This window comes from Streptomyces sp. 4F14 (assembly GCF_048159485.1).
In the GTDB taxonomy this organism is placed as follows: domain Bacteria; phylum Actinomycetota; class Actinomycetes; order Streptomycetales; family Streptomycetaceae; genus Streptomyces.
This window is the reverse complement of sequence record NZ_JBLRVY010000028.1, coordinates 1-13756: the sequence shown is the minus strand read 5'-3', so window position 1 is coordinate 13756 and position 13756 is coordinate 1. Positions and strand designations below refer to the sequence as shown.

13 protein-coding genes and 1 pseudogene are annotated in these 13756 nt (G+C 70.6%); 7 read left to right on the top strand and 7 right to left on the bottom strand.

Going from position 1 to position 13756, the window contains the following annotated elements; genetic code table 11:
- Positions 1 to 13 precede the first annotated feature (13 nt).
- On the top strand, positions 14 to 457 hold the full coding sequence (locus ACLZOT_RS37090) for a protein kilB (protein ID WP_416973559.1): 444 nt from the start codon (positions 14 to 16) through the stop codon (positions 455 to 457).
- Between the two features lie 29 nt (positions 458 to 486).
- Here ACLZOT_RS37090 and ACLZOT_RS37085 read toward each other — a convergent pair whose 3' ends face one another.
- From ACLZOT_RS37085 to ACLZOT_RS37075, 3 genes are read right to left on the bottom strand one after another with little or no spacing between them, the layout of a single operon-like run.
- A complete protein-coding gene (locus ACLZOT_RS37085; protein ID WP_416973558.1) occupies positions 487 to 882 on the bottom strand; it encodes a PIN domain-containing protein in 396 nt (131 codons plus the stop codon).
- Positions 879 to 1121 carry a hypothetical protein gene (locus ACLZOT_RS37080; RefSeq protein WP_416973557.1) on the bottom strand — a complete coding sequence of 81 codons (243 nt, stop codon included), beginning with the start codon at positions 1119 to 1121 and terminating at the stop codon, positions 879 to 881. Before ACLZOT_RS37080 ends, ACLZOT_RS37085 begins: the two co-directional genes overlap by 4 nt.
- 52 nt (positions 1122 to 1173) lie before the next feature.
- Entirely contained in the window at positions 1174 to 1449 is a 276-nt protein-coding gene (locus ACLZOT_RS37075) for a hypothetical protein (protein WP_416973556.1), read from the bottom strand.
- A 314-nt stretch (positions 1450 to 1763) separates the two neighbouring features.
- On the opposite strand from ACLZOT_RS37075, the pseudogene ACLZOT_RS37070 reads away from it, so the two are divergent.
- Together ACLZOT_RS37070 and ACLZOT_RS37065 are read left to right on the top strand one after the other, a co-directional pair.
- Positions 1764 to 1904, top strand: a pseudogene (locus tag ACLZOT_RS37070) (helix-turn-helix domain-containing protein); the annotation flags it as partial.
- Between the two features lie 12 nt (positions 1905 to 1916).
- Complete coding sequence (locus tag ACLZOT_RS37065; RefSeq protein WP_416973689.1) at positions 1917 to 2594, top strand: DUF397 domain-containing protein; 678 nt, start codon at positions 1917 to 1919, stop codon at positions 2592 to 2594.
- Positions 2595 to 2651: 57 nt separating this feature from the next.
- Here ACLZOT_RS37065 and ACLZOT_RS37060 read toward each other — a convergent pair whose 3' ends face one another.
- Positions 2652 to 3296, bottom strand: coding sequence for a hypothetical protein (locus ACLZOT_RS37060; RefSeq protein ID WP_416973555.1), 645 nt, complete (start codon positions 3294 to 3296; stop codon positions 2652 to 2654).
- A gap of 464 nt (positions 3297 to 3760) precedes the next feature.
- Between ACLZOT_RS37060 and ACLZOT_RS37055 the strand changes: the two genes are divergently transcribed.
- Complete coding sequence (locus ACLZOT_RS37055) at positions 3761 to 4648, top strand: alpha/beta fold hydrolase (RefSeq protein ID WP_416973554.1); 888 nt, start codon at positions 3761 to 3763, stop codon at positions 4646 to 4648.
- A 39-nt stretch (positions 4649 to 4687) separates the two neighbouring features.
- Here ACLZOT_RS37055 and ACLZOT_RS37050 read toward each other — a convergent pair whose 3' ends face one another.
- Complete coding sequence (locus tag ACLZOT_RS37050; RefSeq protein WP_416973553.1) at positions 4688 to 6514, bottom strand: sigma-70 family RNA polymerase sigma factor; 1827 nt, start codon at positions 6512 to 6514, stop codon at positions 4688 to 4690.
- A gap of 262 nt (positions 6515 to 6776) precedes the next feature.
- On the bottom strand, positions 6777 to 7508 hold the full coding sequence (locus tag ACLZOT_RS37045) for a TetR/AcrR family transcriptional regulator (RefSeq protein WP_416973552.1): 732 nt from the start codon (positions 7506 to 7508) through the stop codon (positions 6777 to 6779).
- Between the two features lie 423 nt (positions 7509 to 7931).
- Here ACLZOT_RS37045 and ACLZOT_RS37040 point away from each other — a divergent pair, with 423 nt between their 5' ends.
- Together ACLZOT_RS37040 and ACLZOT_RS37035 are read left to right on the top strand one after the other, a co-directional pair.
- Positions 7932 to 9338 carry an NAD(P)/FAD-dependent oxidoreductase gene (locus tag ACLZOT_RS37040; protein ID WP_416973551.1) on the top strand — a complete coding sequence of 469 codons (1407 nt, stop codon included), beginning with the start codon at positions 7932 to 7934 and terminating at the stop codon, positions 9336 to 9338.
- A gap of 198 nt (positions 9339 to 9536) precedes the next feature.
- Positions 9537 to 11189 carry an ATP-binding SpoIIE family protein phosphatase gene (locus ACLZOT_RS37035; protein WP_416973550.1) on the top strand — a complete coding sequence of 551 codons (1653 nt, stop codon included), beginning with the start codon at positions 9537 to 9539 and terminating at the stop codon, positions 11187 to 11189.
- Positions 11190 to 11265: 76 nt separating this feature from the next.
- On the opposite strand, the gene ACLZOT_RS37030 is transcribed toward ACLZOT_RS37035, so the two are convergent.
- Positions 11266 to 12519: an MFS transporter gene (locus ACLZOT_RS37030; protein ID WP_416973688.1), complete on the bottom strand. Its 1254-nt coding sequence runs from the start codon at positions 12517 to 12519 to the stop codon at positions 11266 to 11268.
- A 135-nt stretch (positions 12520 to 12654) separates the two neighbouring features.
- Between ACLZOT_RS37030 and ACLZOT_RS37025 the strand changes: the two genes are divergently transcribed.
- Entirely contained in the window at positions 12655 to 13215 is a 561-nt protein-coding gene (locus ACLZOT_RS37025) for a MarR family winged helix-turn-helix transcriptional regulator (protein ID WP_416973549.1), read from the top strand.
- The last annotated feature ends 541 nt before the right edge of the window (positions 13216 to 13756 follow it).

Sequence of the window (13756 nt, the reverse complement as noted above, 5' to 3'; positions counted from 1 at the left end):
CCAGGAGCCCTCCATGTGGTCCAGCGTCATAGCCGTGGCCGGCACTCTCCTCGGCGGCGTTCTCGCCGGGTTCCTCCAGCAGCGAGGCGAGCGGGTGGCGCGCGCCGAACGCCGGGAGGAGGCGTTGCGCGTGGCGCTGGGCGAGTTGGTCGCCGCGTTGGGGGACCACCGCAGAGCGCTCTGGCATCGCGAGGAACTCCGCCTGCAGGGAGCGCCGGAGGAGACCCGTCACTCCGCGAGATCCGCCTCCCACGCGACCCGCTCCGCACTGACCGCGCCCCTGGTCTCCGTATCCGTCCTGTCCCCGCCCCTCGCCGCCCCCGCCCGTACGGCGGTCCTCGCGGCGGTGGACCTCCGGGGCGTCCCGGACCTGGAGACCCTGTCGGCGCGCAGGGAGGCGGCGATCAGGGCGACGGACGAGCTGGTCGCGGCGGCGGGGAGGGCGCTGGCGGCGTGAGGGCCGTACGCCGGGTGGCCGGAGCACACCTACAGGCCGATGACCCGCACTCGCTTCCCGCACAGCTTGACCATGTCGTCGGCAGCGGACGTGAGCACCGCGACCGGTCCCGGCAGGCGCAGCGCCACCTCGGCAACCATGGCGTCGATGGCGTACTTGTGTCCGTGCAGCCCGGCCGCCTTCAGGAGCTCCGCGCTTCGGCGGGCGCTGTCCCGTGTCACCGCCTCCACGCGGATTCGGGACAGCAGCCGGTTGAGCCGCGCCATGTCCACACCCCCGTACGAGACTTCGATGATCGTGGCGGCCGACATGGCGACGTCGACTCCGTCACGCTCTGCCTGCTCCAGGAGCGGCATCACCTTGCGGTCCCGGTCGATCCACGAAGAGAGTCCCTGTGAGTCGAGCACCAAGGATTCGATGTTCACGCCGCGCGCTCTGCCCCGCCCTCGGTTCCGTGCAGGAGCGCGCGGGCCTCGGCCATCTCCTCGTCGGTGAACGCGCCGAATTCTTCCTGGTAGCGGTCCAGGTCCTCCCGAAGGAGCCTTCGCCGCTCGGCCCGCTCGGCCAGCTCGGTGATGTAGCCGGAGACGTTGTCGGTGTGCGCCTTCATGCTTTCCAGTAGTTCCACAGGCAGCGTGATGGTGACCTTCTTAGTCTTCGCCATACCGCGACCATACCGCGGTGTTACCGGGTCGTCGGGGTGCATGACGACGCCGTCAGGCGGTCCGATACCGGCCGTCGTGGAGGCGTTGGCGCTGGAGGTGCTGTTCGCTCAGGCGGCGGGCCTCGTCCGCCTCCGCCTGGCGCCGGAAGATCTCGGCGGCCTCGGCCTTGGAGGGGCTCGTCCAGGGGCGGGACCAGGGGCTCTCGGGGATGACGGGGGTCGCGGGGGCGGTTGCGGTGAGGTGGTGTGCGCTGTGGCGGCCGGGGCGGCGGCGGGGCATGAGGGCGCAGAGGGCGCGCGAGAGGGCGCGCAGGATAAGGTCGTACAAGGTTGGAACAGCTCCTTACGCAAGCTGGTTCGGCTTAGCCCCGGTGGATCGTTGCCGCGATCCGGCGGGGCGTTTTCGTGTCGTGGGCACAGACCGTAGGGCATCGCACACAACTGGAGAAGCGGATTCCGGGAAGTCGTCCTCCAGGATGACCTTCCCCGTAGTACCTGAGAGCTACTACCGCCGGTAAAGGCTCAACTCGTTGCCCTTTCGGGCAAGTTCAGCGTCACCCACACCACTTTCCCGACCCCGTCCCGAGGTTCGGTCCCCGGCGTTCACGGCGTTGGTGACCAGAGGTCGAGTTCCGCGAGGCCGCAGGCATGAACATCGACGACGCGGCGGAACGCACCGGCTGCCACCGCACGAAGATCAACCGCATCGAGAACGCCCGACTCGGCATCTCCCTGGGCGAGTTGCGGGACCCGCTGAGGTTCTACGGCGTGACGGACCCGGCCCAGGTGGACGAGATGGCCGCGCTCGCCCAGCGCAGCCGGGAACCGGGCTGGAGGCAGCGCGCCGGGCTGGCGCGTCCGACGTACACGGAGTTCATCGACTACGAGAAGACCCCCGACTACGCACGGGCGATCCTCTCCGCCGCCCCCTCCACCCTGAGCCCCGAAGACGTGGACGCGCTGGTGGAGGCGCGCACGAAACGGCAGGAGATCCTGCGGCGCCCCACCCCTCCGTGCCTGTGTGTGATCCAGAGCGAGGCGGCCCTACAACTCGAAGTGGGCGGCCGGGAAGCCATGCGCAAGCAGTTGGAGCACCTGGAGACGATGGCCGGCCACCCCTCTGTAGAGGTGCAGGTCATCCCCGACCGGGCAGGCGCACACGCCGGGTTGGCCGGCCATACGCTCATCTTCGATTCGCTGCGGTCGATTGCGCTGAGCCCCCGGGACAGCCTTGAGGTGATCACCCGCGTGCGACAGGAGATGCGACAGCAGGTGGAGAGGCAGTGGACGAGCACCCCCGGCCCCGAGACCGCAGTGTGGCGCAAGAGCAGCTACAGCGGCCAGGGCGGCGACTGCCTCGAAGTCACCGACAACCTCCCCGGCACCCTCCTCGTCCGCGACAGCAAGACCCCGGACCGTACCCCTCTCCCCTTCACCCCCACCACCTGGACCGCGTTCATCCGAACCCTCTGAACGCACAGGCGAAGCCGGCACCTCCTCACTGGAAGTGCCGGCTCTCCGATGCCCGGATTACGACTTCTGCCGTCCGATCGACATGTCACCCTTGCGCGGGGCCCTCACGATGATGGTCTTCGTCTTCTTGTTGCAGGGCGGCGCGTACCAGGTCTTCACCGACGTGAGCTTCCAGCCCACCTGCCCGAGAACGGCGCGGTACCCCTTGCTCGTGTTGTTCGTGTCGGTGACCCGCTGGGACCCCGTCCACGTCCACGAGTTGCCGATCTTGACGTCGACCTTCACCTTGGCCTTCGCCACGATGATCTTGGCCTCCGCCTCGTACCCACCGGTCACGTCGAACGTGAAGGTGTGGGAGCCCGATATCTCCCACGACACCGACTGCCGGGGCAGGAGCCACGTCGACTGCGGCTCGTCCTTGTCGGCCAAGAAGTACGGCTTCCCCTTCACCGTGTACGTGGGCGGCTGGTTCACCTCGGGGCAGACGGAGCCGAACGGAGTCTTCGCCGGCCTCGGCTCCGGCTCGTCCCCCTCGAACGCGAAATCGGTCTCGTCGCCGGCACTGACGACCGTCCCGTCGTTCATGACGATCGTCGTACCGTCGGCCGGTACGGGCTCGTCGTCCGAGTCGGCGGCACCGGCGCCGGACGCGGTCAACAGCACGGTCGCAGCGGTCAGGAGCGGCAGTGCGGTGCGCGTCAAGGTGTTTCTCATGGGTCCCCGTTTCGATGGAGCTGGTCGCTTGCTCACAGGCGGCAAGGCGGGCGCACACCACCACAGCGCCTCGACGACGCTCCCCGGATGGCATGTTCACGCCGCTTCCGCCTGCCTGTGATTGTTGGGTACGCCGGCCCGGATAAACCTCAGGAGTACCTCAGACTTCGGCCGGAAAGACCCCTGAGGGCGTCAGGACGCCGATCACGCGCGGGACTTGAGCCACCGAGCGCTGGTCGACGCGTACAACGCTGCCGGGAGAACGTCACCGAACAGGCGGGGATCTTCACCCGATCGGCCCTTCCTGCGCGGCGTGCGGCATACGCGCGTCTGAGCATGGTGCCGGGTACGGCGGCCGGCGATCAGGGGCGAGGCCGGGCGACGGCGCGCTGGCCCACGTACCCGTAGACGTACCGGCTCGTCACGCGGTCGAACGCGAAGGAGCAGCGCTGATGTCGCCAGCAGTGTCGACCCCCTGCCAAGTACAGGAACACGCCCTGGAGGGATTCAGATTCGAGTCCCGGCTGACCGGGTGGGACCGGCAGGGTCTGCCCATCGTGCTCGTGGGTGGTGCGTTCCAGCGCAAGGAGTCCTGGGGGCGGCTGGAGGAAAGGCTCATCGAGACGGTCCCGGTGGTGACGGTGGACCTGCCCGGCTGGGGTGCCGCCGACACGCTGCCGGCCGATGTGGGGGTGGACTTCCTTCCGTCGGCGCTCCAGGAGATGCTGCGGGACCGCGGGCTGACCCGGGTGAAGATAGCTGCCGGCTCCTACGGCAGCGCCATCGGCTACCGGCTCGCGCAACAGCGTCCCGACCTGGTCTGGCGCCTGTTCCTGATGTCCACCATGACGCGGATACCCGAGTCCGCCCGCGATCAGATCGAGCACTCCCTGAGCCTGCTCGACCGCGGTGACCTCCCCGCCTTCGCCTCCACGACGGTCAGCTTGTTCATGTGCAGTGACCCAGCGCGCCGCATCGCCCACGGACCGGTCGTCAAACGGATCCTCACGACTCGGTTCACCAACGCCACCCCGGACGAGCTGGAGAAGTACCGGCTGAACACCCGCCGACTCCTCGACCAGGACCTGCTGTGCCCGCAGCCGGCGCAGTCCGTCCCCACCCTGGTCGTCACCGGTGAGCACGACGACTTCACCAGACCCGAGCTCTGCCGACAGGTCGCCGAGACCTGTCCGGACAGCTTCTTCGCCACCTTCCGCGATGCGGACCACATGGTCCACCTGGAGCGCACCGGCGAAGTCGCGGATCTCGGGCTGCGCTTCTTCCACGACGTCCCGTTGGCCGACCTGGACTACTGCGCCGTGACGGAACGCGTCAACTAGTCCCCGTTATCCGTGACGTGAGGGATCCGGCGTTCGACGTCACCCGCACCGGAACTTCGACTCCGCCCAGTCCACCAGCGCGAGTTCGTCGAACGGCGTGTACGGCTCCACCACCAGCCGGACCGTCTTCCGCCCGGTCAGATCCACATGGACGGGTACGGCGGGGTCCCCGCCCTTGACCAGCCCGGACCGCCACAGCCGTACCCCGTCCGCGTAGACGGCGAAGTACGCCTGCCCGAGCCGCAGGGTCGTGTCGTCGACGCCGACCAGCGCGTCGTACGACGTGCACGTCCGGTTGAGGTCGATGGTGACGGAGGACCCCGCGCGGACGGTCACCCCGCTGTAGGACCGACCGGCGATGGAGAGGTTGTCCCGCTGCCAGACCCAGCTGCTCTCGAAGAGGCGGATCTCGGGGTTGGTGCCGTCGCCGTTGGCGTTGTAGGCGAGCTCGTTGAGGGGGTAGACGGCGGGAGGACGCGGGGGTGTCGGGGTCGGGGTGGGTGAGGGCTTGGCGCTCGGTGTCGGGCTCGGTGCCGGGGAACTCGGCGTCGGGCGCGGCACGACAGGCGCCGGCTGCGGCGCAGGGGGACTCGGTTTCACGGAAGCCGAAGCCGAAGGCACCGGCGCGACAGCCACCGGCTCCGGCGCCTCCCGAGAGGGAGACGGGGACGGCGAGGGCGATGCCGGCACCTCCTGCCGCACCACCGGCGCCGACGACGGCGGCGGAGCCGCGGGCGTCTTCGCGGGCTCGTCGTTCCCGACAAGGGCCAGCGCGACAGCGGCAGCGGCCACCGCCACCACCCCCGCCGCGATGCCCGCCTTCACGGGCGCCCCGAGCCCCTCGGAAGCAGCCGCACCGGACCCCCCGTTCGCGGCGGCGGCCGCACCACCGACACCGGCCGCCCCCGCCCCCACACCCCCGGCGATGAGCGCGGCGGCCTTCGCGTACCCCGCGGCCCCGAACCACCCGATGACCGCGACCGGCACGACCGCCGGAATCCCACTGGCGACTTCCTCGATCTGCAAGGCCGCCAGCCGGCACTTCGCGCACTCCTCCAGATGCTTGCGCAACCCCCGCTCGGCCCGCGTCCGCAACCGTTTGCGCGCATACGTCCCGAGCTGGTCGGCGTACCGGCTGCACTCCTCGTCGGAGGTCAGCGTCGCGGACACGTGCGCCTGGAGGTACGCCTGCTTGAGCCCCTCGCGCGCCCGCGAGGCGAGCACCCGGGTCCCGTTCGCGTCGAGCCCGAACAGCGTCGCGACCTCGCTGGGTGACTCGTCCTCGACCTCGGTGTGCCACAGCACGGCCTGCCACCGCTCGGGCAGCGACCGGAACGCCTGCATGGCCATGGACTGCTCGGCCTCGTGCATGGCCCGTACGTCGGCGCCGAGTTCCAGCGTGTCGTCGTCCCCGACCTCGGAGGCCCGCCCCGCCGCCTGCGCCGCGAACACGGCGAAGTCGTCGACGAGCTGCTCCCGCTTCGCGGACTGGATCCACTGCGCGGCAACGCGCCGCACGGACGTCAGCAGATAGGCGCGTACGGCGTACTCGGGCCCCGACCCGCCCCGCACGGCCTGCAGCATCCGCGCGAACACCTCGGCGGTGAGGTCGTCGGCGGTGTGCCCGTCCCGGCAGCAGGTGCGCGCGTAACGGCGTACGGCGTCGGCGTGCCGGCGGTACAGCTCCTCGTACGCGGTGTCGTCGCCCGCGCGCATCGACGCGATGAGGTCGGCGTCGGCCGGCGGCAGCTCCCGCAGCGGCGGCAGCACGCTCTCGTCACGCCGGTCGCGCTGCGGGGGAACCTGTGGCGCGTCCAGTTCCCCGGTGTCGCCGCCCTGTGACTCGTCCCGCCCGTCAACGCTCATCGCGGAAAGCCCCCGCCGCCAGCCCGTCCAGTCCCGAACACCGGCTCAGACTGCCACACACATTTCGCCCGACGCCCCCCACGAACGCCCCCTTCCACCCGTAAGTGCCCCCTTGCCGTTCCCTTGTACTAGAACTCACCCGGCGTGGGAATGCTCAACTGCCGCAAGAAACACGGCAGTTACCTCAGGCGGCGGGAATGGGGCATATGTTCGGCGACGGGGGCCGCCACCCGAAAGGATGACGGCCCCCGCCCGGTACCCCTTACCGCGACCGCAGCCCCTCCAGCAGGATGTCCAGCAGTCGCGCCGAAGCAGCCGCCTGCTGCACCGCATCCGGCAGAGACGGCGCCGCCGTTGCGATCACGAGCAGGACGTCGGACACGGACACGTCGGCCCGCAGCTCCCCGGCGGCCCGCGCCCGGTCGACCAGCTGCCCGACGACGTCGAGCAGCGCGGCCACCCCGGGATCGTCCAGCGGCGACACGACCTCGGCCTCGGGGACGATCCGCAGCTCACCCCCGCCGGGCTGGGACCGCTGCTGAGGCACACGCGCCTCCTCCTCGGCCACCCCCACCCGCAGCACCTGAGGCGGCAGCAGCCGCCCCGCGCCGGACGCGACGGACGTACGGAGGAACCGCGAGAGAGCCGACCACGGCTCGTCCTCCTGCCCGAGCGCGGCGCGCGCCTGCTCGGTCAGCCGGGACGTCTCCTCCTCGGCTATCCGCCGGACCAGGACGTCCTTGCTGGGGAACCGCCGGTAGACCGTGCCCACCCCCACGCGGGCCCGGCGCGCGACGTCCTCCATGGGAGCCCCGTAACCCAGCTCCCCGAACACCTCGCGCGCGGCCCGCAGGACGTGTTCGAGATTGCGCTGTGCGTCCACGCGCAACGGCGTCGTCCGCGAGGTGTCCCCGCGGCCGTTCCCCGTCGCGCTCATCATGGCGCCGCCCGCGAGAGCGGTCGCCGTAGACCATTGTGAGTCCTGAATGTGCATCAATGATCCCCCGGTAAATGTCGTCTCCCCCCGGAGACTTTCTCCGCCATTGAATGCCGGAGCGTGTGGAACCGGGAGCAGCGCGTCCACCCCCGCGTGTCGCGGGTCCGGCGGCACACTTCCCCCGTCGGGCGGTCCGGCCGACGGACACACGCCGGACGGAAGCCCTACACCCCGTCGTCACACGAACATAGTTGAGGGACGGTCAATTCAGAAGGGGCACGTTCCGCACGGGGTACCGCCCAAACGGAGTACACGGGGTGCGTATCCCGGTCTCACACCTCCGCATGCCCCGGCGCACCTGGCCTGACCTGCGCGCCAGGCGTACGTGCGGCCGACCTGACAGACCCTGCCCACACCGGGGCGCACGCCCCGCTGCGCGCCGGGACTGTGGACAAACCGCGGTGTCGGGTGCGTCATGGGGTGGTGAAGGAACGTGCGCGCATTCTCGTTGTCGGCGGCGGCTACGTCGGGCTGTACACGGCACTGCGACTCCAGCGGAAGTTGAGGCGTGAACTGAAGCGCGGCCAGGCCGAGATCACCGTCGTCACCCCCGACCCGTACATGACGTACCAGCCGTTCCTCCCGGAGGCCGCGGCCGGCTCCATCTCCCCCCGGCACGTCGTCGTGCCGCTGCGCCGCGTCCTGCCGCACTGCCGGATCGTCGTCGGCGAGGTCACGGCCGTCGACCACGCCGCCCGCACCGCGACGCTGACCACCCTGGCCACCGCGGAGGAGGGCGGCACCCCTCGGCAACTGCCGTACGACGAACTGGTCCTGGCGCCCGGCTCCGTCTCGCGCGCCCTCCCGATCCCCGGCCTCGCCGAGCACGCGATCGGCTTCAAGACCGTCGAGGAGGCCATCGGCCTGCGCAACCACGTCATCGAGCAGATGGACATCGCGTCCTCCACCCGCGACCCCGCCGTCCGCGACGCGGCCCTGACGTTCGTCTTCGTCGGCGGCGGCTACGCGGGCGTCGAGGCCCTCGGCGAACTGGAGGACATGGCCCGCTACGCCTCCCGCTCCTACCACAACGTCACCCCGGACGACATGAAGTGGATCCTCGTCGAGGCGTCCGACCGCATCCTCCCCGAGGTCGGCGAGGACCTCGGCCGCTACACGATCAGCGAACTCCGCCGCCGCAACATCGACCTCCGCCTCAAGACCCGCCTGGAGTCCTGCCTCCACCGCACCGCCGTCCTCAGCGACGGCTCCCGCTTCCCCACACGTACGGTCGTGTGGACGGCCGGCGTCAAACCGCACCCCCTGCTCGCCGCGACCGACCTCCCCCTCACCGGCCGAGGCCGCCTGCGCTGCACCCCGGAGCTGACGATCGAGGGCACCGCGCACGCCTGGGCGGCCGGAGACGCCGCCGCCGTCCCCGACCTCACCGCGGGCCCCGGCACCCACACCGCGCCCAACGCCCAGCACGCCCTGCGCCAGGCCAAGGTCCTCGGCGACAACCTCGTACGCTCCCTGCGCGGCGAACCCCTGCGCCCGTACGCGCACACGTACGCCGGCTCGGTCGCCTCCCTCGGCCTCCACAAGGGGGTCGCGCAGGTCTACGGCCGCAAGCTCAAGGGGTACCCCGCGTGGTTCATGCACCGCGCCTACCACCTCAGCCGCGTCCCCACCGTCAACCGCAAGGCGCGTGTGCTGGCCGAATGGACCCTCTCCGGGCTCTTCAAACGGGAGATCGTCTCGCTGGGTTCCCTCGAACATCCGCGCGCGGAGTTCGAACTCGCCGCCGGTGGACAGTCTTCCGATGAAAGGACCGGCCCGCCCGGAGATCCCGGTTCCCGAAAGGACGAGGACAACCCGAAGGAGTAGTCCTCACCCGATCCAGGAACTTGGCCGAACGCCCCCGCGTCGAACGAATACCGGGCCCGACGCCCGCACTGCCAGACTGCATCCCGACGACCCTCTTACCGCCCTCTCACGTCCCACCGACCAAGGCAGCACACGGCGTGTCCCCGCCGCACGGCCGCCCCGGAGCCGGCCGACCACCACGACACGAGGCAAGGATTCGTGAACTTCACGCGCTGGAGCGCCCGGCTCCCCGGAACGCAGCGCCGCGCCGCCGCGCGGGCCGAGCACCCGCACGCCACCCCCGACCGGCGCGGCGAGGGCTCCGTCCCCGCGGCCCGCGCCGAACACCTCACCGACCCGGACGACACCCCGACCGCCCAGGCCGTCGACGCTCTGCCCGTCCGTGAGGTCCTCGACCGCGTCCCCGCCCTGGTCGCCCTCGTCCACGGCCCCGACCACCGCCTCGCCTACGTCAACGACGCCTACGCCGCCGCCTTCGGCCCCCGCCCGCCCGGCGAACCCGCCGCCGACACCCTCCCCGAACTCTCCGAACTCGGCCTGCTCCCCCTCCTCGACCAGGCCCTGCGCAGCGGCCGCCCGCGCACCCTCAAGTCCCGCAAGGCACCCGACGGCCGCTCCTACACGTTCACCTGCACGCCGGTCACCGAAGGCGACGGCGGCGAGAAGGACGCCGTCCTCGTCTTCGCCGTCGACGTCACCGACCACGCCGAGGCCGCCGAACGCCTGCGCGCCAGCGAACGCCGCCAGCGCGAGACCGCCGTCACCCTCCAGCGCTCCCTCCTCCCCCAGGAGCTCGACCAGCCCGACGACCTGCGCATCGCCGCCGTCTACCACCCCGGCGGCACCGAGGCGGCCGTCGGCGGCGACTGGTACGACGTCATCACCCTCGGCGGCGGCCGCACCGCCCTCGTCATCGGCGACGTCATGGGCCGGGGCGTGCGCGCGGCGGCCGTCATGGGCCAGCTCCGCACCGCCGTGCGCGCGTACGCCCGCATGGACCTCCCCCCGCACGAGATCCTCCAGCTCCTCGACGGCCTCGCCTCCGAGATCGACGCCAACCAGATCGCCACCTGCGTGTACGCCGTCCACGACCCCAACGAGGGCCGCCTCGTGTACGCCTCCGCCGGCCACCTCCCGATCCTGGTCCGCGACGAGACGGGCGCCGTCACCCGGGCCCCCGAACCCACCGGCCCGCCCCTCGGCACGGGCGGTCTGATGCACGCCTCCTCCTCGATCCCCCTGGGCCCCGGCTCGACGGCGGTCCTCTATACGGACGGCCTGGTCGAACGCCGCGACGAAGACCTCGACGAAGGCATCGCCGCCCTCGAACGCGCCCTCTCCGGAGCGACCGGCACCCCCCAGGTCGTCTGCGACCGCCTGGTCCGCTCGGCGGGCGTGACCGCCGACCACGACGACGACGTGGCCGTCCTGGTCCTCCAGCACCCCAGCCGCAGCGGCCCCGAGAGCGAACTCTTCCGCAACGCGGCCCTGGAACTCCTCGGCGGCGTCGAAGCGGCCCCCCGCGCGCGGGCCTTCGCCTCCGGCGTCCTCACCAGCTGGCGCTTCCCCGCCGACCTCCACGACCACGGAGTCCTCGCCGCCAGCGAACTCGTCGCCAACTCCCTCCAGCACGGCACCCCGCCCATGCGCCTGCGCCTGCGCCGCACCGACCGCCGCCTGATCATCGAGGTGACGGACGGCGACGACCACCTCCCCCTGCGCAGACAGGCGGACCCCGCCGACGAGTCGGGCCGGGGCATCGCGATCATCGCGACGATCGCCACGAGCTGGGGGGCGCGCAGGACACCGGGGGGTGGGAAGGCGGTGTGGTGCGAGTTCGCGCTGCCGTAGGCAAGGGAAAGGGCCGTCGTCGATGGACGACGGCCCGTGGAGACGAGGGTCCGGGCGCCAGCGTCAGGCGCCGGCCTCAGGCGTTGACCGACTCCGCCGGTACTCCGCCCCGCGCGACCACCCGGTTCCGTGCCAGCAGCGGCTGGTCCTGGACGGGGGTGAGCTGCCGCCCCAGCCGCAGCGCGAGCCACGTGATGCCGAGCGAGAACAGCAGGAACGTCACGATGTACGGGGTGTGCAACGAGGCCCCCATCGGCCCGCCGATCGCCGGACCGAGGGCCAGCGCGAGCTGCTTGACCAGCGCGAACGCCGAGTTGTACTGACCGGCCAACCCGGTGGGCGCGAGGTCCGCGACCAACGGCGCGACCGTCGGGGACAGCATCGACTCACCGAGCCCGAACAGCGCGTACGTCGACACGAACGCGGCCGTCGCGACCTCGGGGCTCGCCTGCCCCAGGCCCGCGAAACCGGCCACCACCCAGGCGACGGCCCAGATCAGACCCACGGCCGCGATGACCCGGGACCGGCGACGCCGCTCCACGAAACGCAGGATCGCGAACTGGGCGACGACGATCACCGCCGTGTTCGCCGCCAGCGCCGTACCCAGCGTGGACGGCGAGATACCGGCCGCCTCGACGCCGTACGCGCTCAGGCCCGACTCGAACTGGCCGTAGCAGGCGAAGAAGAGGACGAAGCCGAGGACCGAGAGCTGCACCATCGCGCGGTTGGACATCAGCTCGCGCCAGCTGGCCTTCGCGGAGCGCGGCGCGTCGGTGATCCGCGGGGCGTGCGGCACGCGGACCGTCGCCATCACGACGACCAGCAGCAGGAACATCGCCGCCTCGATCGAGAACAGCAGCACGAACGACGACGCCTTCGACGTGTCGACGAGATGCCCACCGATCAGACCGCCGACGCCGAGCCCGAGGTTCTGGAGAAAGAACTGCATGGCGAACGCCCGCGACCGTGTCTCGGAGGTCGAGGAGTCCACGATCATCGTCGCCAGCGCCGGCGACATCACGGCCTGCCCGGCCCCGAGCAGCGAGGCGGCGGCCAGGACGGCACCGGCGCTCGCGGCGAGCCCCAGCGCGAGGGCGCCGAACGCGGCGGTGACCAGGGCGACCAGCAGCACCGGCAGCGGGCCGCGCCGGACGATGGCCCGCCCGGCGAACGGCAGCACGATCAGCGCGGCCACGGCGAAGACGGCGAGCACCAGGCCCGCCGTCATGGCGCCGAGTCCCCGTACCTCCGCCACATAGACGTACAGGTAGGGGACGGTGAAGCCGAGCCCGAACGCGCTGAGTGCGTTGCCCACGTGGATCCGGCGCATCGCCGCGCCCTTCTCCCTGGTCACGTTCACCTCTCTCAAGTACTTACTTACAAAGACTTCGAAGCTAAAGTTTCGAGTTGAACCATACACCTCGAAGAACTTGAACGCCAACGGACCCATGCGATACTGACCGGCATGGGCGACACCCCCGGCACCCCCGGCACCGGCAGCGAGCCGACGCTCGACGAGCAGATCGCCGCCTACCAGCGCGAGTTCCGCGACCTCGACCCCCAGGTCGAGAAGATCGTCTCGGCGCTGTCCCGGCTCAACCGCCGGATGAACGTCGCCTACGGCCGCCAGACCGCGGGGCTCGGCATCTCCAACGCCGACTGGGAGGTCCTCAAGGCCCTCGTCCTCGCCGGCGCCCCCTACCGGCTCGGCCCCGGAGACCTCGCCAAACGCCTCGGCCTCACCCCGGCCGCGATGACCCACCGGATCGACCGCATGGTCACCGAGGGGTACGTGACCCGGGCACGCGACGCGTCCAACCGGGTCCGCGTCATCGTCGAGCTGACTCCCGAGGGCCGGGAAATGTGGCTGGAGGCCATGCGGCTCGCCTCCGTCTTCGAGGAGGACCTCCTCCAGGACCTCTCGCCGGCCGAGCGCACGACGCTGGGTGAGGTTCTGACCAGGCTGCTACGCCGGGTGGAGCACGCTCAGCCGGATGCCGGGGGCCGTCTCAGCGATCTTGAGTAAAAGATCTTGACAGGAGCGCCTTGACAGGGGTCTGGGCGATCCGTAAGGTTCTTCGAGTTGCCACGGAGCCGTAACGGTTCTCCGGTAGCACTCCCGCCGCGAGAGCGGCACTCACACCATCAGCACGATCACTCCCGACGGGGTCGAATTCGGCATGTCCGCATGCTCGAATTCAATTCGAATCGGGGCCCGGATCCCCGATTGGGAATCACGGAGCGGATCCGCTAAGGTTTGAGACGTCGGAACGGCCCAACAGCCCAGAAGACAAACCCCGCTGACTGGGAATCAGACGCCGAAAGGATCTGATAGAGTCGGAAACGCCGGAAGGGAAACGCGAGAGCGGGAACCGGAAAGCGCCGAGGAAATCGGATCGGAAAAAGATCTGATAGAGTCGGAAACGCAAGACCGAAGGGAAAAGCCCGGAGGAAAGCCCGAGAGGGTGAGTACAAAGGAAGCGTCCGTTCCTTGAGAACTCAACAGCGTGCCAAAAATCAACGCCAGATTAGTTGATACCCCGTCCTACCGGCTGTGAATGCCGGAC

Bases quoted from the DNA above. Each gene is read 5' to 3' on its own strand.
- ACLZOT_RS37090 (WP_416973559.1), top strand. From the start codon at position 14: ATGTGGTCCAGCGTCATAGCCGTGGCCGGCACTCTCCTCGGCGGCGTT.
- ACLZOT_RS37080 (WP_416973557.1), bottom strand. From the start codon at position 1,121: ATGGCGAAGACTAAGAAGGTCACCATCACGCTGCCTGTGGAACTACTG.
- ACLZOT_RS37065 (WP_416973689.1), top strand. From the start codon at position 1,917: ATGGCCGCGCTCGCCCAGCGCAGCCGGGAACCGGGCTGGAGGCAGCGC.
- ACLZOT_RS37055 (WP_416973554.1), top strand. From the start codon at position 3,761: ATGTCGCCAGCAGTGTCGACCCCCTGCCAAGTACAGGAACACGCCCTG.
- ACLZOT_RS37050 (WP_416973553.1), bottom strand. From the start codon at position 6,514: ATGAGCGTTGACGGGCGGGACGAGTCACAGGGCGGCGACACCGGGGAA.
- ACLZOT_RS37045 (WP_416973552.1), bottom strand. From the start codon at position 7,508: ATGCACATTCAGGACTCACAATGGTCTACGGCGACCGCTCTCGCGGGC.
- ACLZOT_RS37030 (WP_416973688.1), bottom strand. From the start codon at position 12,519: ATGCGCCGGATCCACGTGGGCAACGCACTCAGCGCGTTCGGGCTCGGC.
- ACLZOT_RS37025 (WP_416973549.1), top strand. From the start codon at position 12,655: ATGGGCGACACCCCCGGCACCCCCGGCACCGGCAGCGAGCCGACGCTC.